23 protein-coding genes are annotated in these 24,631 nt (G+C 74.2%); 8 read left to right on the forward strand and 15 right to left on the reverse strand.

The window, feature by feature from the left end:
* Nucleotides 1-26: 26 nt before the first annotated feature.
* From ABZ441_RS29350 to ABZ441_RS29375, 6 genes are read left to right on the forward strand one after another with little or no spacing between them, the layout of a single operon-like run.
* Nucleotides 27-1,286 (forward strand): ADP-ribosylglycohydrolase family protein, encoded by a 1,260-nt coding sequence (locus tag ABZ441_RS29350; RefSeq protein ID WP_358979725.1) that lies wholly within the window; start codon nt 27-29, stop codon nt 1,284-1,286.
* Nucleotides 1,219-2,418: an ADP-ribosylglycohydrolase family protein gene (locus ABZ441_RS29355; protein ID WP_358979652.1), complete on the forward strand. Its 1,200-nt coding sequence runs from the start codon at nt 1,219-1,221 to the stop codon at nt 2,416-2,418. The genes ABZ441_RS29350 and ABZ441_RS29355 overlap by 68 nt, the downstream gene beginning before the upstream one ends.
* Nucleotides 2,415-3,782: an ADP-ribosylglycohydrolase family protein gene (locus ABZ441_RS29360; RefSeq protein WP_358979654.1), complete on the forward strand. Its 1,368-nt coding sequence runs from the start codon at nt 2,415-2,417 to the stop codon at nt 3,780-3,782. Before ABZ441_RS29355 ends, ABZ441_RS29360 begins: the two co-directional genes overlap by 4 nt.
* Nucleotides 3,779-4,663: a ribokinase gene (rbsK, locus tag ABZ441_RS29365; RefSeq protein ID WP_358979656.1), complete on the forward strand. Its 885-nt coding sequence runs from the start codon at nt 3,779-3,781 to the stop codon at nt 4,661-4,663. The genes ABZ441_RS29360 and rbsK overlap by 4 nt, the downstream gene beginning before the upstream one ends.
* Nucleotides 4,660-5,868: a CoA transferase gene (locus ABZ441_RS29370; RefSeq protein ID WP_358979658.1), complete on the forward strand. Its 1,209-nt coding sequence runs from the start codon at nt 4,660-4,662 to the stop codon at nt 5,866-5,868. The genes rbsK and ABZ441_RS29370 overlap by 4 nt, the downstream gene beginning before the upstream one ends.
* Nucleotides 5,865-6,683, forward strand: a complete 819-nt coding sequence (locus tag ABZ441_RS29375) for a CoA ester lyase (RefSeq protein WP_358979660.1) — start codon at nt 5,865-5,867, stop codon at nt 6,681-6,683. The genes ABZ441_RS29370 and ABZ441_RS29375 overlap by 4 nt, the downstream gene beginning before the upstream one ends.
* A 137-nt stretch (nt 6,684-6,820) precedes the next feature.
* Here the strand turns inward: ABZ441_RS29375 and lgt are convergent, their stop codons facing one another.
* From lgt to hisI, 11 genes are all read right to left on the reverse strand, one after another.
* Nucleotides 6,821-7,792 carry a prolipoprotein diacylglyceryl transferase gene (lgt, locus tag ABZ441_RS29380; protein WP_358979662.1) on the reverse strand — a complete coding sequence of 324 codons (972 nt, stop codon included), beginning with the start codon at nt 7,790-7,792 and terminating at the stop codon, nt 6,821-6,823.
* A gap of 84 nt (nt 7,793-7,876) precedes the next feature.
* Nucleotides 7,877-8,698, reverse strand: a complete 822-nt coding sequence (locus tag ABZ441_RS29385; protein ID WP_358979664.1) for a thioredoxin domain-containing protein — start codon at nt 8,696-8,698, stop codon at nt 7,877-7,879.
* A 75-nt stretch (nt 8,699-8,773) separates the two neighbouring features.
* Complete coding sequence (gene trpA / locus ABZ441_RS29390) at nt 8,774-9,586, reverse strand: tryptophan synthase subunit alpha (RefSeq protein ID WP_358979666.1); 813 nt, start codon at nt 9,584-9,586, stop codon at nt 8,774-8,776.
* Nucleotides 9,583-10,863: a tryptophan synthase subunit beta gene (trpB, locus tag ABZ441_RS29395; protein WP_358979668.1), complete on the reverse strand. Its 1,281-nt coding sequence runs from the start codon at nt 10,861-10,863 to the stop codon at nt 9,583-9,585. Before trpB ends, trpA begins: the two co-directional genes overlap by 4 nt.
* Nucleotides 10,864-10,996: 133 nt before the next feature.
* Nucleotides 10,997-11,278: a tryptophan synthase subunit(beta) gene (locus ABZ441_RS29400; RefSeq protein WP_358979728.1), complete on the reverse strand. Its 282-nt coding sequence runs from the start codon at nt 11,276-11,278 to the stop codon at nt 10,997-10,999.
* Nucleotides 11,275-12,084 (reverse strand): indole-3-glycerol phosphate synthase TrpC, encoded by an 810-nt coding sequence (gene trpC, locus ABZ441_RS29405; protein ID WP_358979670.1) that lies wholly within the window; start codon nt 12,082-12,084, stop codon nt 11,275-11,277. The genes ABZ441_RS29400 and trpC overlap by 4 nt, the downstream gene beginning before the upstream one ends.
* Nucleotides 12,085-12,197: 113 nt before the next feature.
* Nucleotides 12,198-12,695, reverse strand: coding sequence for a DUF2752 domain-containing protein (locus ABZ441_RS29410; protein WP_358979672.1), 498 nt, complete (start codon nt 12,693-12,695; stop codon nt 12,198-12,200).
* Between the two features lie 91 nt (nt 12,696-12,786).
* Nucleotides 12,787-13,038: an HGxxPAAW family protein gene (locus ABZ441_RS29415; RefSeq protein ID WP_205019572.1), complete on the reverse strand. Its 252-nt coding sequence runs from the start codon at nt 13,036-13,038 to the stop codon at nt 12,787-12,789.
* Between the two features lie 95 nt (nt 13,039-13,133).
* Nucleotides 13,134-13,793, reverse strand: a complete 660-nt coding sequence (locus ABZ441_RS29420) for a TIGR02234 family membrane protein (protein WP_358979675.1) — start codon at nt 13,791-13,793, stop codon at nt 13,134-13,136.
* Between the two features lie 41 nt (nt 13,794-13,834).
* Complete coding sequence (locus ABZ441_RS29425; RefSeq protein ID WP_358979677.1) at nt 13,835-15,328, reverse strand: anthranilate synthase component I; 1,494 nt, start codon at nt 15,326-15,328, stop codon at nt 13,835-13,837.
* Between the two features lie 11 nt (nt 15,329-15,339).
* A complete protein-coding gene (gene hisI / locus ABZ441_RS29430; protein ID WP_358979679.1) occupies nt 15,340-15,720 on the reverse strand; it encodes a phosphoribosyl-AMP cyclohydrolase in 381 nt (126 codons plus the stop codon).
* A gap of 85 nt (nt 15,721-15,805) precedes the next feature.
* On the opposite strand from hisI, the gene ABZ441_RS29435 reads away from it, so the two are divergent.
* Nucleotides 15,806-16,438 carry a TIGR03085 family metal-binding protein gene (locus ABZ441_RS29435; RefSeq protein WP_358979681.1) on the forward strand — a complete coding sequence of 211 codons (633 nt, stop codon included), beginning with the start codon at nt 15,806-15,808 and terminating at the stop codon, nt 16,436-16,438.
* 63 nt (nt 16,439-16,501) lie between these two features.
* On the opposite strand, the gene ABZ441_RS29440 is transcribed toward ABZ441_RS29435, so the two are convergent.
* The 3 genes from ABZ441_RS29440 to ABZ441_RS29450 form a co-directional block, all read right to left on the reverse strand.
* Complete coding sequence (locus tag ABZ441_RS29440; protein ID WP_358979683.1) at nt 16,502-18,097, reverse strand: cation acetate symporter; 1,596 nt, start codon at nt 18,095-18,097, stop codon at nt 16,502-16,504.
* Between the two features lie 273 nt (nt 18,098-18,370).
* Nucleotides 18,371-19,720: a helix-turn-helix domain-containing protein gene (locus ABZ441_RS29445; RefSeq protein WP_358979685.1), complete on the reverse strand. Its 1,350-nt coding sequence runs from the start codon at nt 19,718-19,720 to the stop codon at nt 18,371-18,373.
* Between the two features lie 127 nt (nt 19,721-19,847).
* Entirely contained in the window at nt 19,848-22,631 is a 2,784-nt protein-coding gene (locus tag ABZ441_RS29450) for a LuxR family transcriptional regulator (RefSeq protein WP_358979730.1), read from the reverse strand.
* Nucleotides 22,632-22,809: 178 nt separating this feature from the next.
* On the opposite strand from ABZ441_RS29450, the gene ABZ441_RS29455 reads away from it, so the two are divergent.
* Nucleotides 22,810-23,583 carry an alpha/beta hydrolase gene (locus ABZ441_RS29455; protein WP_358979687.1) on the forward strand — a complete coding sequence of 258 codons (774 nt, stop codon included), beginning with the start codon at nt 22,810-22,812 and terminating at the stop codon, nt 23,581-23,583.
* Between the two features lie 87 nt (nt 23,584-23,670).
* Here ABZ441_RS29455 and ABZ441_RS29460 read toward each other — a convergent pair whose 3' ends face one another.
* Nucleotides 23,671-24,597, reverse strand: coding sequence for an alpha/beta hydrolase (locus ABZ441_RS29460; protein WP_358979689.1), 927 nt, complete (start codon nt 24,595-24,597; stop codon nt 23,671-23,673).
* Nucleotides 24,598-24,631 lie beyond the last annotated feature (34 nt).

The raw sequence follows: 24,631 nt of genomic DNA on the forward strand, positions 1-24,631 counted from the left end.
TGGCGGAGTCCGCCCCGCACGTCGCGATCCGGATCACCGCGGCACCGGCGGCCGCGGTCGGCGCGAAGGGGCCCGGCGCACCGGGACGGCAGGCCCGGATCGAGGGGCTGCTGCTCGGACTGGCCGCCGGTGACGCCGCCGGGTGGCCGGCAGCGAGGCACCGGGCCGCCCGGATGCCGGAGTGGACGAGGCGGCTCACCCGGGAGCTGGACACGTTCGCGGAGCAGAACGCGACGACGACGCTGCCCGTGCCCATCGCCCTCAACCAGCCGCCGGAACCGCTGCGGCTCGGCCCGTCCGACGACGCCGAGTGGGCCGCGTTCGCCGCCAGGACCGTGCTGGCCGCCGCGGCGGACCACGCTCCGGGCCTCTCCCCCGGCCACCGGATGCGGGACGCGATCGACCGGTCGTGGAACGCGCTGGCGGCCAAGGTCGCCGCCGCGAGCGCCCGGGCCCCCGAGGTCGAGTCGGCCGTCCTTCCGCTCCGGGCCCGGATCTCCGTGCGGGCCGGGCTGGGCAATCTGGCCGCCGGGCTGCGCCCGCCCGCGACCGGTCACGACAATCCGCACTACTTCGACGACGCGGCCTGTGTGCGGGCCGCCGTGCTCGCGGTCGTGCACCCCGGCGACCCGGCGGCGGCGGCCGGGCTCGCCGAGTTCGACGCCCGGTACACCCAGGACGGGGACGGCGTGCACGGCGCGCGGGCCGTCGCCGCGGCGATCGCCGAGGCACTCGCCGGCGCGGACGTCGGCACGGTGGTGAACGCCGCGCTCGACCAGCTTCCCGAGGGGACCGAGATCGCCCGCAACGCCGTCCACGCCGTGCGGCTGGCCCGGGAGTTCGCCGACGAGGCGGCGGGCGCCTTCGCGCTCGTCCCCGTACTCGAGCATCAGATCGTGGACCACGTCTACAGCTACGGGATCGCCGCAGCCGAGACCGTGCCGGTCGCCCTCGCCCTGACGGCGGCGGCCCGGGGCGATTTCGCGCAGGCCGTCCCCGCGGCCGCCTGCCTGTCCCGGGTCGCCGATTCGGCACCCGCGCTCGCCGGAGCCCTGACCGGGGCGCTGGGCGGGACGGCGTCCGTGCCCGCGGGCTGGCGGGAGGCCTGCCGGACACTGGCCGGGTGCGCGCTGCCCCGGCTCGCCGGCACGGACCTGATCGAACTCGCCGGGCTGCTGGCAGCCACGGAACCGGTCACCCCGGGTGGACAATTCCGGCATGACACACAAAGCAACCGAGCCTCGCGCGGTCGGTACGGCCACCACCACGACGCTCACCCTGGATGAACGCATCACCGGAGCGCTCGTCGGCGCGGCCGTGGGAGACGCGCTCGGCGGTCCCGTCGAGGGCTGGACACCCGCCCAGATCGTGGAGCGTCACGGCGGCCGGGTGACCGGCGTCGTCGGGCCCTGGCACGGCGACGACTGGCGCACCGCACGGCCCATCGCCCCGTACCACAAGGGTGACGGACACGTCACCGACGACACCTTGATGACCCATGCGCTGATCCGGGTGTACGAGACGGTGCGCGGCCACCTCGACGCGTACGCGGTCGCCGACCACCTCGTGCCGGACCTGATGTCACGGCCCCGCTGGATCCCGGAGCTGGAGGCCGAGGCGCTCCCCCTGCAGCGGATCTTCCTGGCCGAGAAGTGGATCGTCACGCGGCTGCACTACGGGCACGCCGATCCGCGTGAGGCGGGTTCGGGGAACATCGTCAACTGCGGGGCGGCGATGTACATGGCCCCGGTCGGTCTGGTGAACGCCGCCCATCCGGAGGCCGCGTACGCGGAGGCGCTGGACGTCGCGGGTGCGCACCAGTCCTCGTACGGGCGGGAGGCGGCCGGGGTCCTGGCCGCCGCCGTCGCCGCCGCGTGCGCCCCGGGGGCGACCCCCGTCTCCGTCGTCGAGGCCGCTCTTGCCCTGGCCAAGGACGGCACCCGGTCGGCGATCGAGTCGGTGTGCGAAGCGGCCTCCCGCCACACGGACTTCGAGTCAGCACTGGTGCCGCTGCGCGCGGCGGTCGCCCCCTTCGACACGGTCGGTCCCCACTACCGCGACCCTTCGCTGGGCGCGCGGCGGCCCTCCCGGCTGCACTCCGTCGAGGAGCTGCCGGTCGCACTGGGCATGCTCCTCGTCGGCGGCGGCGACTACCACCACACGGTGCTCGGCTCGGTCAACTACGGCCGTGACTGCGACTCGATCGCCACGATGAGCGGTGCGCTCGCGGGCGCGCTCCACGGCGAGCAGGCGATTCCCGGGGCCTGGGTGAAGACGGTCGCCGAGGCCAGCCGCCTCGACCTGCACGCCCCGGCCCGGGCCCTGACGGAGGTCGCCCGCGAGATCTTCGTACGGGACACGGCACGGCGCCGGTCACACGAGGCGGCGTTCGCCGTACTGGCGGGCGACGGCCGGTGACCGTACGCCTGACCTGGGTCCAGCCGGAGGACCTGGTGGGCCATGAGCTGCGTCAGGCCGCGCAGGACGGCCGGGACGCGGAGGACGTCGCCCGGCGCTGGTACGCGGCGGGTGGTGCCCCCGCCCCGGAGCGCGCGGGTGCGTCGGAGCCCGCCGCACCACGCGGGCTGCGTGCGCTCGCCGAGCAGCTCCTGGACGAACTGGCCGCACGGGAGTCCCCGTTGGCCGGTGACGAGCCGACCGGCCTGGGCCGGATCCGGGCCGCCTGTCCGCGCTGGCCCGCCCCGCGCACCCGTCCCGTGTCGCTCGGGCACGACCGGCTGCACGCGGCCTGGCTGGGCCGTGCCGCCGGCTGCCTGCTGGGCAAACCGGTGGAGAAGCTGCCGCTGGACGGCATCCGCGCCCTGGCCCGGGCCACCGGCAACTGGCCGCTCACCACCTGGTTCACCGCGCGGGGGCTGCCCGCCGAACTGGCCGCCGCCCACCCGTGGAACCGGCGCTCGGCGCCCACCTCCCTCGCCGAGAACATCGACGGGATGCCGGAGGACGACGACCTCAACCACCCCTTGCTGACCGTGCTGTTGCTGCAGAGACACGGACGCGGGTTCAGCACGTCCGACCTCGCCCGGCTGTGGCTCGACGAGCTGCCCGCGGGAAGGCTCTTCACCGCGGAGCGCATCGCGTACCGCAATCTGCTCGACGGCATCGAACCGCCGGACACCGCACGTCACCGCAACCCGTTCCGGGAGTGGATCGGCGCCCAGATCCGGGCCGACGTGCACGGCTGGACCCACCCCGGCGACCCGGGGGCCGCGGCGGAGCAGGCCCACCGCGACGCGGTCCTCACCCACACGGCCAACGGGGTGTACGGGGCGATGTTCACCGCCGCCGCCCTCGCCGAGGCCGCGGGCGGCGAGACGGATGTGCACGGCTGTCTGGCCGCCGGGCTCCGTGTGGTGCCGCCCCGGTCCAGGTACGCGCACGCGGTCCGGCTCGGCATCCGGGCGGCGCACGCCGAACAGGACTTCGACACCGTCGTCGACCATCTCCACGACACCTACGGATCCACCCACCACTGGGTGCACGTCCTGCCCAACGCGGCACTGCTCGCCGCGGCCCTCACCCACGCGGACGGGGACTTCGGCCGCTCCATCGGCTGCGCGGTGTCCGGCGGCTGGGACACCGACTCCAACGGCGCTACGGCGGGCTCGCTCGCCGGGCTGCTGGCCGGGCGGGCCGCCGCACTGCCCGGCCACTGGACGGCCCCGCTCAAGAACCGCCTGGCCACCTCCGTACCCGGCTTCGGCTCCATCGGCTTCGACACCCTCGCGGAACTGACCTATCAGGAGGTACGCCGCCCATGACAGCGATCGCGGTGCTCGGCAGCACCAACATGGACCTGGTCGCCTACGTCCCCCGGGCACCCGGTCGCGGGGAGACCGTGACCGGACGCGAGTTCCGGACCGTCCCCGGCGGCAAGGGGGCCAACCAGGCGGTCGCCGCGGCCCGCGCCGGGGGCGACGTGGTGATGATCGGCGCGGTCGGGACCGACGAGTACGGTTCGGCGCTCCGGACGAACCTGGAGCACGCCGGCGTGGACACGGATCTGCTGCACACCGTCGCGGGACCCAGCGGCACCGCCCACATCGTCGTCGACGACGAGGGGTCGAACGCGATCGTGGTGATCCCCGGCGCGAACGGCACGGTGACCACGCTGGGGCCGGGCGAGAAGGCGGCGGTCGCGGCGGCCGGGCTGCTGCTCCTGCAGCTGGAACTGCCGCTGGCCGCCGTGACCGAGGCGGCGCGGACCGCGAGGGCCCACGGGGTGAGGACGATTCTCACCCCCTCCCCCGTGCAGCTGCTGCCCTCCGGCCTCCTGGACGCCGTCGACCTGCTGATCCCCAACGAGCACGAGGCGGCCGCTCTCACCGGCTACGAGGATCCGCACGCCGCGTCGGCGATCCTGCTCCGGCAGGTCCCCGAGGTCGTGATCACGCTCGGCCGGAAGGGCTGCCTCTACGCGGCCCGGGACACCGAGCCGGTCCTCTTCGCGGCACCCGAGGTCCTGGCGGTCGACACGACCGGCGCCGGGGACACCTTCGTGGGCGCCCTCGCCGTGGCACTCGGCGAGGGCCGGTCCGTCGCCGAGGCGGTCGCCTGGGCGTCATCGGCCGCGGCGCTCTGTGTGCAGAAACCCGGAGCGTCGACGTCGATGCCCTACCGAAGCGAGATCGATGCGGCATGACCGCTCCTGGGACAGCCACGACACCGCCGCTCGCCGGCCTGCGGGTCCTGGACCTCGCCACGCTCTTCGCCGGGCCCCTCGCGGCCACCCTGCTCGGCGATTTCGGGGCCGAGGTCATCAAGGTCGAGCACCCTCGGAAACCCGATCCTTCGCGGGGGCACGGCCCCGCGAAGGACGGGATCGGCCTGTGGTGGAAGCTGCTCGGCCGCAACAAGCGCACGCTGACCCTCGACCTGTCCGCCCCGGGCGGCCGTGATGTGCTGCTGCGGCTGGCGGCGGACACCGACGTGGTCGTCGAGAACTTCCGGCCGGGCACCCTGGAACGCTGGGGGCTGGGCTGGGAGGAGCTGCGTGCGGTCAACCCGCGGCTGGTGCTGGCCAGGGTCACGGGCTTCGGGCAGACGGGCCCGTACGCCCACCGGCCGGGCTTCGGCACGCTCGCGGAGGCGATGAGCGGCTTCGCCGCCGTCACCGGGGAGCCGGACGGGCCGCCGACGCTGCCGCCGTTCGGGCTCGCCGATTCGATCGCGGCGCTCACCACGGCGTACGCGGTGATGACGGCGCTGGCCGGACGTGACCGCACCGGGGCCGGTCAGGTGGTGGACATGGCGATCATCGAGCCGATCCTGACCGTGCTGGGGCCGCAGCCGCTCTGGTACGACCAGCTCGGCTACGTCCAGCCGCGGACCGGCAACCGCTCCCGGAACAACGCCCCGCGCAACACCTACCGCACAGCCGACGGCCACTGGGTCGCGGTCTCCACCTCCGCCCAGTCGGTCGCGGAGCGCGTGATGCGTCTGGTGGGGCGCCCGGAGTTGATCGAGGAGCCGTGGTTCTCCGCGGGGAGCACGCGCGCAGAGCACGCGGACGAACTCGACGAGGCGGTGGGGCACTGGATCGCCCGGCGCACCAGGGACGAGGCGGTGGACGCGTTCGAGAAGGCCGAGGCGGCGATCGCCCCCATCCACGACGTACGGGATGTGATGGAGGATCCCCAGTACCGGGCGCTGGGCACGATCACCGAGGTCGACGACCCCGAACTGGGACCGCTGCGGATGCAGAACGTGCTGTTCCGGCTCTCGGAGACGCCGGGGGCGATCCGCTGGGCCGGCCGGCCGCACGGAGCGGACACGGAGGAGATCCTCGCGGAGCTCGGGCTCTCCGCGCCGGCGATCTCGGCGTTGCGGGAGGAGGGGGCGCTGTGAGCAGCCCGGCGGTGGCGCTGACCTGGCTGTACGTTCCCGGGGACCGGCCCGGGGTGGTCCGCAAGGCGCTCGGCTCCGGTGCGGACGTGGTGATCGTCGATCTGGAGGACGCGGTCGCCCCGGCCCGGAAGGAGTACGCGCGGACGGCGACGGCGGAGCTCCTCTCGGAGCAGGTCACGGTGGACGCGAGGGCGGTTCCGGTCCACGTCCGGGTCCACGGCGAGGACGATGTGAAGGCGCTGGCGGGGCTGCCCGGTCTGTCCGGGATACGGCTCCCCAAGATCACCCATGCGGCGTCCGTGCAGCACGTCGCGGCTCTGGCGCCCGGTGTGCCGCTGTATCCGCTGCTGGAGTCGGCGCTGGCGATCGAGCACGCGTACTCGATCGCCGGGTCGCATCACGACGTACGGGGTGTCGCGCTGGGCGAGGCGGATCTCCGCGCGGATCTGGGGGTGCGGGACGACGCCGGTCTCGACTGGCCGCGCAGCCGTGTGGTGATCGCCGCCCGTGCGGCCGGGCTCGATCCGCCCGTGATGTCGGTGTATCCCGATGTCCGGGATCTGTCCGGTCTGCGTTCGTCGTGCGCGCACGGGAGGGATCTCGGCCTGCTCGGCCGGGCGGCCATCCACCCCCGGCAGCTTCCGGTGATCGAGCGGGCGTTCCGGCCGACGTCATGCGAGGTCGAGGCGGCGGAGCAGATCCTGGAGGCGTCCCGGACCGAGGCGGGGGCGCAGGCCCTGCCGGACGGGAGGTTCGTCGACGCGGCGGTGGTGGCGACCGCGGAGCGCGTGCTCGCCCTGGCGCGACGGCGCTGATCCGGGGCCCGGAGCCCGGCGCCCGGCGCAGGGCGGCCCGGGCCGTCCCGGGTCACCGACCGCGGCCGGATTCCGGGGACGCACGGAGGGGCCGCCGGACCTGTGTGGTCCGGCGGCCCCTCCGGTCGTCGTGGGCGTCAGCTCCGGTCGGCCTTCTGCGGGGGCGCGCCGTCGCCCTCGGTCTCCTCGGCGCCGGACGCGGGGGCGTCCGGGTCGTGGTCGGAGGACGGGTCCTTTGACACGGCGTCGTCCTCGGTGGTGCCTTCGGAGGGGGCCACCTCGGCGGCGTCCCCCGAGAGGTCGGGCTCGACGATCTCCTCGCGGCCCGGGCGGATCTTCGCGGAGATCACGATGTAGGTCACCGCGAGCACGAACACGATGATCGCGGTCCACACGTTGAGGCGGAGGCCCAGCACGTGGTGTGCCTCGTCGACGCGCATGTACTCGATCCATCCGCGGCCCGCGCAGTACGCGGCGACGTACAGCGCGAAGGCCCGGCCGTGTCCGAGCTTGAAGCGCCGGTCGGCCCAGATGACGAGGAGCGCGGCGCCGACGCACCACAGGGACTCGTAGAGGAACGTCGGGTGGTAGGTGCCCGCGACCCGGTTCGTCCCCTCACTGATCTCCAGTGCCCAGGGGACCTCCGTCGGCTTGCCGTAGAGCTCCTGGTTGAACCAGTTGCCCCAACGGCCGATCGCCTGGGCGAAGGCGAGACCGGGGGCCAGGGCGTCGGCCCAGGCCGGGAGCGGGATGCCACGTCGGCGGCAGCCGATCCAGGCACCGACCGCGCCGAGCGCGACCGCACCCCAGATACCGAGGCCGCCCTCCCAGATCTTGAAGGCGTCCACCCAGTCCTGACCGTCGCTGAAGTACAGCTGGTAGTCGGTGATGACGTGGTAGAGCCTGCCGCCGACCAGGCCGAAGGGCACGGCCCAGACGGCGATGTCGGCGACGGTGCCGGCTTTGCCGCCTCTGGCGATCCAGCGCTTGTTGCCGAACCAGACGGCGACGAAGACACCGATGATGATGCAGAACGCGTAGCCGCGGAGCGGGATCGGGCCGAGCTCGATCACGCCGGTCGACGGGCTGGGAATGAAGGCAAGGTTCATGACGGGGTCGACGCTACCCTGCCGGACGGGACGCGCGGCAAGCCGTCCGGCAACTTCTGGGTAACGGGGTGCGGCGGAGCGTCCTCAGGGGGAGGGTGTCGCTTTGACCGTGCCGGGCTTCTTGCCCTTGTTGGCCTCGGCCACCCACTTCTTGAGGTTGGCCACGGAGATCTGCTCGTCCCCCTTCTTCGGGAACACCGACTCGCCGTTGAGCAGGGCCGCCGGCGTGCCCTCGAACCCGCCCTCGGCGAACGCCTTGTTGGACTTCGCGACCCAGCTGTCGTGCGTGCCGTCCTCCACACAGCTGCGGAAGGCGGGGGTGTCCAGGCCCTTCACGCCGCCGGCCAGCTCGATCAGCTTGCTGTTCTCGCCGAAGGCGTCGTCGGTCTCCGCGGGCTGGTTGCGGAAGAGGACGTCGTGGTAGGGGGCGAACTTGCCGTCGTCCTGGGCACAGGCGGCGGCGTTGGCCGCGCGCACCGACCCGGTGCCGCCGACGTTGCCGTCGATGATCGTGGCCAGGTGGTACTGCACCTTGAGCTGACCGCTGTCCGCGAGCTCCGTGATCGTGTCGCGGAAGGCGTTCTCGAACTGGGCGCAGACGGGGCAGCGGAAGTCCTCCCAGATCGTGAGCGTGGACGGCGCGTCGTCCGCCCCGACCTGGAGGGTGAGTCCGTCCTCCCCCATCGCCCCGGACGGGGTGACGGCGGGCCCGGCCTCGCTGTCCTTGCCGTTCTTCCCGGCGTTGGCGGCGATCACGCCGATCACGGCCGCCAGCGCCAGCACCCCCACCACGGCGGTCGTGACGATCAGCGTGCGGCGGCGGCGCTCCCGCGCCCGGTCCTGCTCACGCTGCTGGACTAGCCGGTCACGTGCGGCTCTGCTTCGGTCTCGGTTCTTCTCGCTCACACCGCGCAAACGAACCGGGGAGGCACGTGAGCGCCTCCCCGGTCCCAGGTCCACCCTTACGGATGACGTCCGCTGTCAGCGCTTTCGAACGCCCAGGGCCAGTTCGGCCGCCAGCGCGCGGACGGCGGCGAGGCCGGCGGCCTCGTCCGGGGCGTCCAGCATCCGCTTGACGAAGGCCGAGCCGACGATCACTCCGTCGGCGAAGCCCGCGACCTGCTGGGCGTGCTCGGCCGTGGAGACGCCGATGCCCACGCAGACGGGCAGGTCGGTGGTGGCGCGGGTGCGCCGCACCAGGTCCTGGGCCTGCTGGCCGACCGATTCGCGGGTGCCGGTGACGCCCATCAGCGAGGCGGCGTAGACGAAGCCCGAGCCGGCGGCCGTGATGGTGGCGAGGCGTGCGTCCTTGCTGCTCGGGGCGACGACGAAGACGGTGGCGAGACCGTGCTTGTCGGCGTGTTCCCTCCACAGCGCCGACTCCTGGACGGGCAGGTCGGGCAGGATGCACCCGGCTCCGCCGGCCTCGGCGAGCTCGGCGGTGAAGCGCTCCACGCCGTACCGGTCTACCGGGTTCCAGTACGTCATGACGAGGATCGGCGCGCCCGTCGCCTCGTGCGTCTCGCGGACCGTCCGCATGATGTCGGCGATCTTGAGTCCGCCGCGCAGCGCGATGTCGTCGGCGGTCTGGATGACCGGCCCGTCGAGCACCGGGTCGCTGTGCGGGAGCCCCACCTCGATGACGTCGGCGCCGCCCGCGACGGCCGCCTTGACCGCCTCGATGCCGCCGTCGACGGTCGGGAAGCCACCGGGCAGGTAGGCGATGAGCGCCGCCCGGTTCTCGGACGCCGCCTCGGCCAGCGTGGATTCGAGGAGTCCTCGGTTGCCGCTCACTTGGTGACCTCCACCTCTCCGTCGGCCACATCGGCCTCGACGACCGCGTCGGCACCGTCGTACAGCCCGAAGTACCGGGCTGCCGTGTCCATGTCCTTGTCGCCGCGGCCGGACAGGTTGATCAGGATCAGACCCTCCTCGCCGAGCTCCCGCCCGACCTCCAGGGCCCCGGCGAGGGCGTGCGCGCTCTCGATGGCCGGGATGATCCCCTCGGTGCGGGAGAGGAGGCGCAGGGCCTGCATGGCGTCGTCGTCGGTGACCGCGCGGTACTCGCCACGGCCGACGTCCTTGAGGTAGGCGTGTTCCGGGCCGATGCCCGGGTAGTCGAGCCCGGCCGAGATCGAGTACGGCTCGGTGATCTGGCCCTCGTCGTCCTGGAGGACGTAGCTGCGCGAGCCGTGCAGGATTCCGGGCTCGCCCGCGGTCAGGGTCGCCGCGTGCTCGCCCGTCTCCACGCCGTGTCCGGCGGGTTCGCAGCCGATCAGCCGGACGCCGGCGTCGGGGATGAAGGCGTGGAAGAGGCCGATGGCGTTGGAGCCGCCGCCGACGCAGGCGACCGCGGCGTCCGGGAGCCGGCCGGTCCGCTCCAGGATCTGGCGGCGGGCCTCGACTCCGATGACACGGTGGAAGTCGCGGACCATGGCCGGGAACGGGTGCGGTCCGGCGACCGTGCCGAAGAGGTAGTGGGTGCGGTCCACGTTGGCGACCCAGTCGCGGAAGGCCTCGTTGATGGCGTCCTTGAGGGTCCTCGAACCGGACTTCACGGCGACGACCTCGGCGCCGAGCATCCGCATCCGCGCGACGTTCAGCGCCTGCCGCTCGGTGTCGATCTCGCCCATGTAGATGGTGCACTCGAGGCCGAAGAGGGCGCAGGCGGTCGCGGTGGCGACGCCGTGCTGGCCGGCTCCCGTCTCGGCGATGATGCGGGTCTTGCCCATGCGCTTGGTGAGGAGGGCCTGGCCGAGCACGTTGTTGATCTTGTGCGAGCCGGTGTGGTTGAGGTCCTCGCGCTTCAGGAAGACGCGGGCGCCCCCGGCGTGCCCGGCGAAGCGCGAGACCTCGGTCAGCGCGCTGGGCCGGCCGGTGTAGTCGACCATGAGCGCGTTGAGTTCGGCGGCGAAGGCAGGGTCCGCCTTGGCCTTGTCGTACTCGACGGCGACCTCGTCCACGGCGGCGACCAGCGCCTCCGGGATGAACTTGCCGCCGAAGGCGCCGAAGTAGCCCTCGGCGCTGGGGATCAGACCCTCGGGGTCCGGGATGAAGAAGTCGGACGACATGCGACGTGCTCCTTGAATCGCAACGGGTGATGTCACCGTATGCGCCGTGAGCGGAGCGCCGCGCCGGCCGGGGTGGTCGGTGCGGTGGGACGTGCGGATCCCCTTGTACGACGGGGGCGACGGCCGGGGCTCGCTACGGCGCGGACCCCGTGGGCCATCGCATGCCGTTGACCTGTCCGGGCTCGTCGCCGATCACGTACCGCACGCGCCGGCCGTGCACACGCCGGGCGGGGGCGCGACAGCCGCGGTGCCAGAAGGGCGGCGCGCAGCGCCTCGGCTGAGGGTGGCGGAGGGAGACGGGTGGGCGGCAGCCGCGCGCCGACGGCGCGTGCGGGTCCCGGGCACTCGCCGCGGCGGGGCGCAGGCCCGGCCTGGTGGGGGCGGCGGGACGGTCGGCGGGCACGGGTGGGGTCAGCTCCGTCCGTGCCGGAGGGCGGGGTGGGCGCCGGCGGCGACCAGGTCGGCGACGGCGGCCCGGGGGTCGCGGCCGGTGACCAGGGACTCGCCGACGAGCACCGCGTCCGCGCCCGCGTTGGCGTAGGCGATGAGGTCGTGCGGGCCGCGGACGCCGGACTCGGCGACCTTGACGATGTGGTCGGGGATCTCGGGGGCCACGCGATCGAAGGTGGAACGGTCGACCTTGAGGTCCTTGAGGTTACGCGCGTTGACACCGATGATCTTCGCCCCGGCGTCCACGGCGCGCTCCGCCTCCTCCTCGTCGTGCGCCTCGACGAGCGGCGTCAGGCCGATCGACTCGGCCCGCTCGATCAGCGAGACCAGGGCCTCCTGGTCGAGGGCGGCGACGATCAGCAGGACGAGGTCGGCGCCGTGGGCCCGTGCCTCCCACAGCTGGTACGAGGTGACGATGAAGTCCTTGCGCAGGACCGGGATGTCGACCTTGGCGCGGACGGCCTCCAGGTCGGCGAGCGAGCCGCCGAAGCGGCGCTCCTCGGTGAGGACCGAGATGACGGATGCCCCGCCGGCCTCGTAGTCCGCGGCGAGCGCGGCCGGGTCGGCGATGGCGGCCAGGGCCCCCTTGGAGGGGCTGGAGCGCTTGACCTCGCAGATGACGGTGACGCCCTCGCCCCGCAGGGCGGCGACTCCGTCCTTGGCCCGGGGAGCGCGCTCGGCGCGTTCCTTGAGCTCGTCGAGGCTGACACGCGCCTGCCGCTCCGCGAGGTCGGCTCGTACGCCGTCGATGATCTCGTCGAGCACACTCACGCGAGCGGCCCCCTTTCGAAGCGGTGATGGGTACAGGATCAGCCATCTCGATGGTATCCGCAGGAGGGCTCAGGGCCCGCATCCGGCGCTCTCACGTCCCACTACCTGGTCATTCACGGCGCCAGCGCGGAGCCGAAGGGCAGGTTCCTGACCACCGAGAACACCAGCAGCACCGCGCCGATCCCCCACCAGTAGGCGGGTGCGATACCGATCCGCAACGTCCGGCCCCGGCTCACGCGGACCACCCAGAGCAGCCAGACCACGGCGAGGACGCCGTAGCCGATGACGGCCAGGGCGTTGGCGCCGAGGGCCGTGGCGAGGTCGCCGTGGGCGAAGGCATGGGCGCTGCGCAGCCCGCCGCAGCCGGGGCAGAGCACTCCGGTGAACCGGAGCATGGGGCAGACCGGGTAGTGCCCGGGTTCGTTGGGGTCGACCGTGGCCACGTAGGCGAAGGCCCCGGCGACGGCTGCCATCACCCCGAGGGGACCGGCGAGCCGCCGGAACAGGGGGACCGGGGCGGGCGGGGGCATGGGCCCGGGGGCGGGTGCGTACCCGGGGGCGGGTACGGGGGCCGGCTCGGGGGCGGCGGCGGGAGAGGGTGAGGCGTCCACGGGCCGATTGTCCCCGCTCACGCGGAAAGGCGCAGCCCGGTCCGGGCTGCGCCTCGCGTCGTGTCGTGGAACCGGCGGCTGCCGGAAGGGCTCAGGCCGCGACCTGGGCCTGTGAGGCACGCGCCCTGGCGGCCTCCATCTCGGCGGACTCCTTCGGCATGCCCAGGCCGGCCATCTTCATGGCGAAGCCGACGACACCGCCGAGGACGACCACGGCGATACCGGCCCAGAAGCCGAGCGTGTTCGCCGCGACCATGAAGAGGCCCGCGATGCAGAAGCCGATGAACGAGATGATGACACCGGTCCAGGCGGCCGGGGTGTGTCCGTGGCTGCTGCCCGCCATGAGTTGCTCCTCGTTGGTGTTGCGCGAAGGTGTCGCTGTTACAGAAAGCTCTCCGCCATTGTCCCGCACCGGCGGGCAGGACGTGAGCGCGGGGGTCACGCCTCGCGCGTCGGGTCCTCGCCGCGGTCCAGGGCCTTCCACAGTTCCTCGGGCCGGTCGGGGTCCGGGGCGGTGCGGGCGGCCTTGCGGGGGCGGGGGGTGCCGTCGCGTTCGTAGCGTCCCGACATGGCGGGCCAGCGGCTGCCGTAGCGCAGGGCCAGGACTCCGGCGAGCAGGATCAGCAGACCGCCGGCCGCGGTGACGTAGGGCCAGGCGGTGTGGCTGAGGGCGTCGACGGTGGCCGCGGTGTTGCCGGTGGTCTGCGCGGCCTGCTCGTCCAGGGCCGAGCGGTCCGAGGCACCGGCCCAGGCGCTCAGTCCCGCGCCGAGGCCGCTGAGGGCCAGCAGGCCGGCGACGACGGCCCGGCCTGCGCCTCGGACGGCGAAGACGGCGACGAGGGCGGCCAGGCCGACGACGGCGAGGGCCGCCGGGAGGCCGGTGACGTCCTGGCCGTCGGCGCTGAGCGGCAGGGTGCCGCCGCCGACGGCCGCCTCGCCCTCGGCCCAGGTCTGCCCCGAGGCGAGGAGGACGACGGTGGCGCCGGCCGCGCCGAGGAGCAGGCCGGCGCCCAGGCTCCGGCGGCTTCCCGCGCTGTCGGGCGCGGAGGCGGCTCGGGCACGGGGCTGGGGTACGGGGACAGCACTCACGTACTCCACTATCCCCTACCGGCTCGGACCGGCCGACGAACGGGTCGGTCTCAGCCGGCCGTGAGCCGGTTCGCCGTGTGTACGGCGCGCAGGACCGCGGCGGCCTTGTTGCGGCACTCCGTGTCCTCGGCGACCGGGTCGGAGTCCGCGACGATGCCCGCGCCGGCCTGGACGTACGCGGTGCCGTCCCGGAGCAGGGCGGTCCGGATCGCGATGGCGGTGTCGGAGTCCCCGGCGAAGTCGAGGTAGCCGACGCAGCCGCCGTACAGGCCCCGGCGGGTGGGTTCGAGCTCCTCGATGATCTGCAGGGCGCGTGGCTTGGGGGCGCCGGAGAGGGTGCCGGCGGGGAAGCACGCGGTGAGGACGTCGAAGGCGCTGCGGCCCTCGGCGACGCGGCCGGTGACGGTGGACACGATGTGCATCACGTGCGAGTACCGCTCGACCGACATGAAGTCGACGACCTCGACGCTGCCGGGTTCGCAGACCCGCCCCAGGTCGTTGCGGCCGAGGTCGACGAGCATGAGGTGCTCGGCGCGTTCCTTGGGGTCGGCGAGGAGTTCGTCGGCGAGGGCCTGGTCCTCCTGCGGTGTGGTGCCGCGGTGCCTGGTCCCGGCGATCGGGTGGACCATCGCCCGGCCGTCCTCGACCTTGACGAGCGCCTCGGGGCTGGAGCCGACGACGTCGAAGCCGTCGAAGCGGAAGAGGTACATGTACGGCGACGGGTTGGTGGCCCGCAGGACCCGGTAGACGTCCAGCGCGCTCGCCGTGCAGGGTGTCTCGAAGCGCTGGGAGGGGACGACCTGGAAGGCCTCGCCGGCGCGGATGCGCTCCTTGACGTCCTCGACGGCGTCCATGAACGCCTGGCCGCCCCACAGTGCCGTGTAGGGCGGGAGTTCCGAGGGCGGCAGTGCGGCGGGGGTGTTCTCCACGGGCCGGGACAGGTCGCGTTCCATGGCGTCGAGCCGGGCGACCGCGTCCTCGTACGCCTCGTCGACCCCGGTGTCCAGGTCGTTGTGGTTGATCGCGTTGGCGATCAGCAGGACGGTGCCGTCCCCGTGGTCGAGCACGGCGAGGTCGGAGGTGAGCAGCATCGTGAGCTCGGGGAGCCTCAGGTCGTCGCCGCCGTGCTCGGTGATCCGCTCCAGGCGGCGTACGACGTCGTAGCCGAGGTAGCCGACCATGCCGCCGGTGAACGGCGGCAGGCCGTCGTCCCCGACCAGGTCACGGGGGGTGTGCAGGGTCTCGACGGTGGCTCGCAGCGCCTGGAGCGGGTCGCCGCCGAGGGGGACGCCGACGGGTGGGGTGCCGAGCCAGTGGGCCTGTCCGTCGAGGGAGGTCAGGGTGGCGGCGCTGCGTACCCCGATGAAGGAGTAGCGGGACCAGGTGCGGCCGTTCTCCGCGGATTCGAGGAGGAACGTGCCGGTGCGTTCGGCCGCGAGCTTGCGGTAGAGCCCGACCGGGGTGTCGCCGTCCGCGAGGAGCCGGCGGCTGACGGGGATGACACGCCGGTCGACGGCGAGCTTGCGGAAGGTCTCGAGATCCATGGCGGCTGACCTTATCGGGGCGCGGTGAGCGGGAGGACGTCCTTGTCGAAGCAGGTGCGGTCGCCGGTGTGGCAGGCGGCACCGGTCTGGTCGACCTTCACCAGGACGGTGTCGGCGTCGCAGTCCAGCGCGACCGACCTGACCTCCTGGACGTGGCCGGAGGTGTCGCCCTTGACCCAGTACTCCTGGCGGCTGCGGGACCAGTAGGTGCAGCGGCCCGTGGTGAGGGTGCGGTGCAGCGCCTCGTCGTCCATCCAGCCGAGCATGAGCACCTCACCTGTGTCGTACTGCTGGGCGATGGCCGGGACCAGCCCGTCGGGGCCGCGCTTGAGGCGGGCGGCGACGGCCGGGTCGAGGTTGCTGACGGGCGTGGGGCCGGGCGTGCTGGTCATGGGCCCCATTGTGCCGCGCCGGGTGGGGCGGCCCGCCCGTGCGTCCACTGGGCGGACGGCGGGTGGCGGTCGTACGCTGGCGGGCATGTCGACCCATGCGAAGCGTGAACGTCTTCTGCTCGCCGACCTGTTGGAAGCGGCGGGTCCCGAGGCTCAGACCCTGTGCAACGGCTGGAAGACCCGTGATCTGGCCGCCCATGTCGTGGTGCGTGAACGCCGTGCGGACGCCGCGGGCGGGATTCTGCTGGGCGCCCTGAAGAACCGGCTGGAGCGGGTCCAGGCGGAGTTCGCCGCCAGACCGTACGAGGAACTGATCCAGCTCATCCGTACGGGCCCGCCCCGGATGTCACCCTTCGGGCTGAAGCAGCTGGACGAGGCGGCCAACACCGTCGAGTTCTACATCCACGCGGAGGATGTGCGCCGGGCCCAGCCCGACTGGTCGCAGCGGGACCTGGATCCGGTCTTCGCCGACGTCCTGTGGGCGCGCACCGAGAAGACGGCCCGGATGCTGGGCCGCCGGGCCCCGGTGGGACTGGTACTGAGGCGTCCGGACGGCCAGACGGCGGTGGCTCACAAGGGCGCCCCGGTGGTGACGGTGACCGGGGAGCCGGGTGAGCTGCTGCTGTTCGCCGCGGGGCGGCAGGACGCGGCGCGGGTGGAGCTGGACGGCGACAAGGACGCACTGGCCCGGCTGCACACGGCCGAGCTGGGTCTGTAGGGCGGGCCCGCCGCGCCTCGTGACGGAGGGCAGGTCATGGGCGCCGCGCCCGTGGCGGGCCGCTCAGCCGCCGTCGCGGGCGCGCGGTGGCACCGAGAGGGCCCGGTGCCGTGCGTCCGGCGCCGCGCCGGGGACCCGGCCCGACCCCAGCAGCCCGAGGAGGAATCCCGCCGGGACGGTGACCAGGCCCGGGGTCTGGAGCGGGAACACATCGAAGTCCCACTCCGGGAAGAGCGCGACGGGTGTGCCGGAGAAGGCCGGTGACAGGACCATCAGGGCGCCGATCAGCGGGAGCGTGCCGTAGACGGTCCACCGCACCCCGCGGGCGTTGAAGCCCGGCCGGAGGACGGCGTACAGCAGGACGGGCGGCAGGACCGATGCCGCGGCCGCGAACGAGAGGGAGAGCAGCACCTGGGGGTTGCGGTCGTGCGTGTACGCCGAGAGGAGGACGGCGAGCGCGCCGATCCCGGCGACGGCCCAGCGGGCTCGCCGGATCTCTCCGCCGGACGCCCTTCCCTCGCCCTGCGCGCCCGGCTTAACCGCGAAGTCGCGGGCCAGGGAGGAGGCGGCGGCCAGGGTGATTCCGGCGACCGCGGCCAGCGTGGTGGCGAACGCGGCGCACGCCACGAGCGCGAACAGGGGGCTGTCCCGTGGCCCGGCCGCACCGGGGTCCAGGGCGCTCGTCACCATCAGCAGGGCGGTGCCGCCCGCCGGGTCGGCCGCCCGCAGCTGCTCCCGGCCCACCAGGGCGGAGGCGCCGAGTCCGACGATGACGATGCCGACGCACAGCAGGGCGACGGGGCCCACGGCCCAGACACCGGCCCGGCGGGCGGTCCGGGCGTCACGGATCGGATGGAGCCGCATCATGATGTGCGGCATGCAGGCGGCACCGAGCAGGAGGGTGATCTGGAAACCGATGAGGTCGAGCCCGCCGGCGAGTCCGTGGCCGAACTGCATCCCGGGGCGCGCGTAGTCGACGCCCGCCCCGCTGCCTGCCCGGGCGGCGTCGAAGAGGGCGAACGGGGACCAGTCGAAGCGTGCGAGGACGAGTCCGGCGAGCAGGGTGACCGCGCCCAGGACGACGGCCACCTTGAGGATCTGGATGTAGCCGGTGCCCCGCATCCCGCCGAACGCCGAGTAGCAGACCATCAGCGCGCCGCTTGCCACGGTGCAGCCGGTGAGCGCGCCGTCGGGCAGCCCGAACATGGCGGACATGACGCGCCCTGCGGTGGTGAGCTGCACGAGCAGCAGCGGGGCCAGCACGACGAGGGTGGCCACGCCCAGCGCACGGCGTACGGATTGGTCGCCGAGACGGTTGGCGAGGAAGTCGCCGAGGGTGAACACGCCTCTGCGGCGCAGGCGTTCGGCGAAGAGGCGCATCACGAGGGCCAGCGAGGCGACCGTCGCCAGGGCGAACAGCAGGCCGTCGAAGCCGGCCAGCGCGACGGAGCCGGTGGTGGAGAGCAGCGTGGCGGCGGAGACGTAGTCCCCGGCGATCGCCAGTCCGGCGCCGACGGGACCGAGGGCGGCGCCGCCCGCGTAGAAGTGCTCGGGATCGTCCTGGTCGGCTGCGGCGAGTCCGCACAGCAGCAGGGACACGGCGACGAAGCCGAGGAAGATGACGACGGCCAGGGAGCGGGCGTCGACCGCGCCGCTCACCGGTTCCGCTCCGCCGGTACGGGTCTGCAAAGGGCAGCTGAGGACATGCGCGCCATGGCACCAGCCGGGGGGCGACCGGCACAGGGGGCCGGTGCGGGGCGCGGCGGCGGTACAGCCCGTACGGCGCAGGACTGTGCCGCCGCACAGCGGGCGGGCCCCGGTTCGGGGAGGGCTGGTCGTCCGCGGCGGCGCTCCGCACTGCACCCCCGCGGGCACGCGGGGCTCCGCACTGCTTCCCCGCGGGCACGCAACCTCCGCCGCGGACGGCCCCGCTCAGCCCGCCAGCAGCCGCCGTGCCGCGAGCGCCAGAGACACCTCGACCGCGTCCGACGGGCGCGTCAGGCAGCGCCCCGTCAACTGCTCGAACCGCCGCAGCCGGTTCAGCACGGTGTTGCGGTGGCAGTACAGCTTCGCCCCCGCCCGCTGCGCCGAACCGTCCGAGTCGAGCCACGCGGTCAGCGTCTCGATGAGCACGTCCCGGTCCGCCGGGTCGAGCCGGTCCAGCGGCCCGAGGACCCGGTCGGCGAGCGCGGTCCCGAGGCCGGGCGAGGACACGACCAGCGCGGCGGGCAGGTGCTCGTCGAGCAGGACCGTTCCTCCGGAGGCCGGGCAGGTCTTCAGCGCCGTCTCGGCGAGGCGCCGCGCGTCACCGACGAAGGCCAGCCCGTCGACCACGGAACTGACGCCGACGCGGGTTCCCACAGGCGCTGTCAGACCGTGTGCGAGCAGCGTGAGTTCACCGTCGGAGGGGGCGGCGGGGCCCGGCAGGGGTGCGGGCGCACCCGCGTCGCACCCCGGCTCCGCCTCGGCCGACGCCGGGAGGGTGCCGAGCGGCAGGACCGCGAACTCCACGTCCCCCGCCGAGTGCCAGAGCGCGGGGGTCCCCTCGGCCAGGGCGAGCGGCGGTCGCCCGGCGTCGTGCGGGGCGCGGCGGGCTCCGGCGACCGCGAGTACGGCGTAACGCCCCTGCACCGGGAGTCCCAGCATCGCCGCGGCGTCCGGCAGGTCCGCGATCCGGGCGGTGCCGTCCAGCAGGGCCGCCGTCATCAGGCGCTGCTGGTTCTCGCGGCGCCAGGAGAGCCGCCGTTCGGCCTGCCGGTAGGCCTCGGCGACCACGCCGCAGTGCTCGTCGACGAAGTTCCAGACGTCCGCGGCGACATGGACGAGCAGCCGGGTGTCCTCGGGGTGGCGCCGGGCCGTGCCGTCGACCAGGTCCTGCCAGACCATCGCCCCGCCCATGCGGAAGGCGTGCATGACCGCGTCGAGCGGTACGCCCTGCTCGGCGCGGCTCTCGCCGATCCAGCGGGAGGTCCGGTGGGCGGCCTCCTGGAACTCCCGGGGCTGGATCAGGGAGGCGACGTTGTGCCGCAGCGACTGGTGGACCTCCTGCCAGATCTCGGTCGGTTCGGTCTCCATCGCGGCGCGGTAGGCGGGCTCCTGCTCCCTGAGTGCCTCGACCAGCCGGTCCGTGAGCTCCGGCAGCGACTCCAGCAGCACACGGGCCGCCCGGTGGAGCACCGCCACGGCCTCGCGGTCGGCCAGGGAGCGGACGCGGAGCGGCAACGGTGCTACGGGGGGCGGTCCGTGCAGCGCCCTGATCCGTGTGCGTACGACCTGTGGCATGGCGGCCTCCACCGGGAATCGGCCGGCTGCGGTGGGCCGGCCCCGGTGCGTGCCCGGCCCCGGCGTCGGGCGGGCGCACACCGATCGATCCTGACGACCGCAGAATGGCATACCGCCCGGTCGGTACCTAGAGGTCTGCGCGGTTCTTCTCATCACGGTCCTGCAACCTCGGCCCGCCGTCGCGGTCCAGCAGCCGTGCGAGCTCGGTCCGGGACCGGACGCCGAGGGCGACGAAGACGTTGCGGAGGTGGTGGTCGACGGTCCGCGGGCTCACCGAGAGCCGCACCGCCACCTCACGGTTGGTGGCACCCTCCGCGACGCAGCGGGCGATCCGCTGCTGCTGCGGGGTGAGTCCGGCCAGCGGGCCTGGACCTCCCAGGTCCGGCACGTCCACCGCCTCCCCGGCGGCCCGCAGTTCCCCGCCCGCGCGCTCCGCCCAGACGCGGGCGGAACAGCGTTCGAACGCGACCAGCGCGTCACGCAGCGGGCCGCGTGCCTCGCGGGTGCGGCGCAGGCGGCGCAGCAGCTGCCCCTGGAGCAGCCGGGTTCGCGCGCGCTCGAAGTCGCCGCCCGCGCGGTCGTGGTGGGCGAGGGCCTCCTCGTACCGGGCCGAGGCCTCCTCGGGCGGCGCCAGCAGGGCGCGGCAGCGGGCCAGCTGTGCGGGGACCTGGGGGTCGGCCGTCCGAGCGGTCCACAGCGTGAACTCCTCCAAGGCCACGGCCAGTTCACCTGACCCTTCGTCCGTGCGGCCGGAGTGCACCATCGCCTCGACGTAGCAGGGCACGGCGAGCATGCGGGTGGCGAAGTGGCCCGTCCCCGGCCCCGGCCTGACCAGTGGACCGAGCCGGGCCGCCGCCTCGCCGGGCCGGCCGGCCGCCAGATCGGCACGGGCGACCGCCCAGGTGGCGAGCATGGCCGCCTGGGCCAGACCGTGGGGTCCGGCCCCGGCGAGGGTCGCGTCGGCGTGGGCTGCGCAGGCTTCGGCGGGCCCTTCGACCGAGGCGGCGAGCGCGAGCACGGCGTGCAGATGCGTGGCTGAGTTCCGCTGCCCGGTACGGCGGGCCGCGTGCAGCCCCTCCAACGCGTGGGCGCGGGCCCTGGCGTGCTGCCCGGCACGCAGTTCCGCGTACGCGAGCTGCTCCAGGGCGTGCGGCAGCAGGGCTTCGGGCCCCCGGGTGCGTACGACGGCGAGGGCGCGGGCGCCTGCCCGGCAGGCCGCGTCGACCTCGCCGAGCACCAGGGCCGAGGCGCCCGCCCGCAGGAGCTCGCCCGCTGCCTCGGCGCGGTCGGCCGTGTCGAGGCAGCGGCGCAGGAGGGCGTGGCCGCGGTCGGGGTGCCCGGACAGCACGGCACACATGCCGGCGCGGTACTGCGCCGTGGGCCGGTCGGCCGCGGCGACGGGGATGCGGTTCATGGCGTCCAGGTAGGCGATGGCGTCCCCCATGTCCCACGCCGCCTCCGCGGCGCCGAACAGGGCCTCCAGGGTGCGGCGCGTGTCGTGCGGGGCGAGCATCTCCGCCGCGGTCAGGAGCGCCTCGCGGGCGTCGGCGACGGGTCCGTCGCGCAGGGCGAGCATGCCGCGTACGTAGGGCGCGGCGCCTCCGGCGGGATGGGGGCCGACACGGGCCAGCATGGCGCGGGCCCGGCCGGTGTCGCCCGCCAGCCGGGCCTGTTCGGCGGCGGCGGTGAACCGCGCGGCGCGCAGGGTGTCGTCGGTGGAGAGCGCGGCGGCGCGGGCCAGTGCGGCCGACCGCTCCCCGTGCGGGCGCGGGGCGGTGGCCGCGGCCTCCAGCCGGCCGGCGAGTGCGGCGTCCGGCCCGGGAGCGGCGCACGCCCGCTGGACGAGCGCGGGCAGCGGGGCCGCGCCGGGCCCCGTGAGCAGTCCGGCGAGCAGTTCGTGCACGGCCCGGCGGCGGCCGGGAGGCGCCCGGTGCAGGACCGCGCGGCGCAGCAGCGGATGGCTGAAGTGCACGCGGCTGCCCGCGCGTTGAAGTGCTCCGGCGGTGCCCGTGGGTGCGAAGAGCACCCGGTCGAGGTGGGCCGTGGCCAGCCCTGCCCTGGCGCCCGCCCTCAGCAGCAGGGCCGCGTCGGCACCGGCCCCGTCCGGCTCGTGCTCCTCCGCGGCCGCGGCCAGCAGGAGCAGGGTGTGGGTGTCGGGGGACAGTCCGTCCAGATGCTCGGCGTGGGCGTCCAGGACGCTCTCGGCCCCGGGCAGCGGGTACGGGAGCGCGGTGCGCCCGGCCAGCTGGCCGGGGGTGAGACGGCCGGCCAGACCTGCCAGCAGCCGTGGGTTGCCGGCCGCCTCACGCAGGAGTTCGGCCCGTACGACGGGGTCGACGCCGGCCGCGCCCCCGGTGAGCCGGTCCAGGACCGCGGTCGCCGCGTCGTCGTCGAGCGGGCCCAGGCGCAGCGCGGGCAGGCCGGCGAAGGAGGTCTCGTCGGCCGCGCCGATCACGACCGCGACCCGGCTGCCCGCCCCGAGCCGGCGGGCGGCGAAGCCGAGTGCGGCGCGTGAGTCGGGGTCCCAGGCGTGGGCGTCGTCCACGCAGACGAGCAGGGGCTGTTCGGCACCCAGGTCCCGCAGCAGCCCGAGCAGTCCGCCCGGGGTGATACCGGAGCGCAGGACCGTGTCGGGCGCGACGGGCAGCGGTCCCGGGGCGGAGCAGAGAAGGGCGTGCAGCCCGCTGTAGGGCAGTCGCTGTTCGGTGGGGGCCGCGGAGGCGTACAGCACGGGGCCGCCGTGCCCCCGGAGGTAGCGGGCGGCGGTCTGCCGCAGCAGGGCGGTGCGGCCGAGGCCGGGCGGCGAGGTCAGCACGAGCGCTCCGCCGCCTCCTCCCCGTAGCCGACCCAACAGGGTTTCCAGGATGGCCAGTTCACCGCTGCGGCCGTACAGCCGGAGCGGACTGTGCACGGTCGTCGATGGGGTCACGCTCTCACGTTACTTCCGCGTAAACAGCGTCGGAAGGCTCGCGTCCGCTCCCTGTTCCCGGGCGCCCGGGAGCGGTGCGGGCTCCCAACGGAACGGCGTACGCGCTGTGCCGGGGCACAGTCCCGGCCCGTTCGGCGGCGGCCGCCCGTAACGTCGGTGCATGACTGATGAATTGCGTACACACGACGGTTTGACCCTGCGCTACCGGTCCTGGTCCCGGGACCCGGACGACGCGCTGCCGCCGGTGGTGCTGCTGCACGGCTTCGCCGCGGACTCCCGGCTCAACTGGGAGGGCCCCGGCGTCGTCGAGGCGCTCGTGGCACGGGGCCGTCGGGTGTACGCGCTGGACGCGCGCGGCCACGGCGCGTCGGACCGGCCGCACGACGACGCCCTGTACGGCGAGTCGCTGATGGCCCGTGACGTACGGCTGCTCATCGACCGGACCGGCGCGGACCGGGTGCACCTGGTGGGCTACTCGATGGGCGCCGTGGTGGCGGTCCTGGCGGCGGCGCAGGACGCGCGGGTCGGCCGGCTGGTGGCCGGCGGGATCGGTGCGGGCGCGGTGGAGGTGGGCGGACTGGACACCCGGGTGATGCCTCCCGAGCTGGTGTCGGCGGCGCTGACGGCCGACGACGCGGCGGACGCACCCGCGCGGACACGGGCCTTCCGGGTCCTGGCCGACACGGCGGGCGGCGACCGGCTCGCACTCGCGGCGCAGATACGCGCCGTGCACCGGGACGCGCTGCCGCTGGACCGGATCAAGGTCCCGACGCTGGTGCTCACCGGCGGGAGCGACCCCCTCGCGACCCGGCCCGAGGTGCTCGCCTCGGCGATCGCGGGGGCGGAACTGACCGTGCTGCCGGGAGACCACCTGACGGTCGTGCGTGATCCCGGATTCGCCGAGGCCGTCGTCGCGTTCCTCTCACGGGCCTGAGCGGCGGGGCGGTCACCCCCGAGGGCCGGGCAGCACGGAGGGGCCGGACCGCGGTACGCGCGGTCCGGCCCCGGTCGCTCCCCGGGATCAGTGCGGGCAGTTGCCCCGGTACTCCGCGATCGTCAGGCTGGCCGACGGGATCGGGCAGAGGAACTGCTCGTAGCGGGTGTCGTCGTCGATGAAGCGCTTCAGCCACGAGATGCTGTACTTCGCGATCGTGGTGTTCGAGGTGTTCGGGGTGAAGTGGGTGGCGCCCCGGAGCTCCAGATACGCCTTGTCCAGCGAGCTCGGCAGTGAGTTGTAGAACGGCTTCGAATGCGAGGCGACGGAGGCGACCGTGTCACCGTCGGCGCCGACGACGAGTGTAGGGGTCCGCACCTCCGGCCATGTCTTGTCCGTGTTCCAGCCGGTCAGCGGGATCGCCGCCTTCAGCGACGGGCGGTCCTTCGCGGCCTCCAGCGTGCCGCCACCGCCCATGGAATGGCCCATCACACCCAGCCGCGAGGCGTCGACCCGCGTGCGGGCCGAGCTCCTCTCGGTGAGGTAGTCCAGCGCGGCCAGCAGCTGGTCACCACGGCTGGCCGGCTGGTCCGCGGTCGTGTTGGTGTCGATGGTGAACACCACGAAACCCTGCGAGGCCAGGCGCGGGCCCAGCCAGGCGATGCTCGACTGGTAGGCGGTGAAGCCGGGCGCGATGACGACCGCGCCGAACGTTCCGTCGGCGGTGGACGTCGGGTAGTAGATCGTGCCGCCGCCGAAGCCGCTGACACTCAGCGAGGAGACCGTCGTCTGGGACGTGGCGTACGAGCCGCGGCTCGCCTCGATGCTCGAGTTGCTCGGGGCGGGGCCACGCTCGTACGGGTTGTCGGCGGCCTGCGCGCCCGGCACCAGGGCGGTGACCAGACCGGCCGTGGCGGCTGCGGCCGCCACGGCGAGTCTGACGGTACGGGAGCGGCTCTCGGACGTCCGGTGGCGGCGGGGGGAGATGTCGCCGGAGGGCAGATGCTGCTGCACGAGGGGGGATCCTCTCGGTTGTGGCGAACCACAA

Source organism: Streptomyces sp. NPDC005752, assembly GCF_040630715.1.
Classification (GTDB): domain Bacteria; phylum Actinomycetota; class Actinomycetes; order Streptomycetales; family Streptomycetaceae; genus Streptomyces.

Bases quoted from the DNA above. Each gene is read 5' to 3' on its own strand.
- ABZ441_RS29455 (WP_358979687.1), top strand. From the start codon at position 22,810: ATGACTGATGAATTGCGTACACACGACGGTTTGACCCTGCGCTACCGG.
- rbsK (WP_358979656.1), top strand. From the start codon at position 3,779: ATGACAGCGATCGCGGTGCTCGGCAGCACCAACATGGACCTGGTCGCC.
- ABZ441_RS29425 (WP_358979677.1), bottom strand. From the start codon at position 15,328: ATGGATCTCGAGACCTTCCGCAAGCTCGCCGTCGACCGGCGTGTCATC.
- lgt (WP_358979662.1), bottom strand. From the start codon at position 7,792: ATGAACCTTGCCTTCATTCCCAGCCCGTCGACCGGCGTGATCGAGCTC.
- hisI (WP_358979679.1), bottom strand. From the start codon at position 15,720: ATGACCAGCACGCCCGGCCCCACGCCCGTCAGCAACCTCGACCCGGCC.
- ABZ441_RS29370 (WP_358979658.1), top strand. From the start codon at position 4,660: ATGACCGCTCCTGGGACAGCCACGACACCGCCGCTCGCCGGCCTGCGG.
- trpB (WP_358979668.1), bottom strand. From the start codon at position 10,863: ATGTCGTCCGACTTCTTCATCCCGGACCCCGAGGGTCTGATCCCCAGC.
- ABZ441_RS29355 (WP_358979652.1), top strand. From the start codon at position 1,219: ATGACACACAAAGCAACCGAGCCTCGCGCGGTCGGTACGGCCACCACC.
- ABZ441_RS29445 (WP_358979685.1), bottom strand. From the start codon at position 19,720: ATGCCACAGGTCGTACGCACACGGATCAGGGCGCTGCACGGACCGCCC.
- ABZ441_RS29415 (WP_205019572.1), bottom strand. From the start codon at position 13,038: ATGGCGGGCAGCAGCCACGGACACACCCCGGCCGCCTGGACCGGTGTC.
- ABZ441_RS29435 (WP_358979681.1), top strand. From the start codon at position 15,806: ATGTCGACCCATGCGAAGCGTGAACGTCTTCTGCTCGCCGACCTGTTG.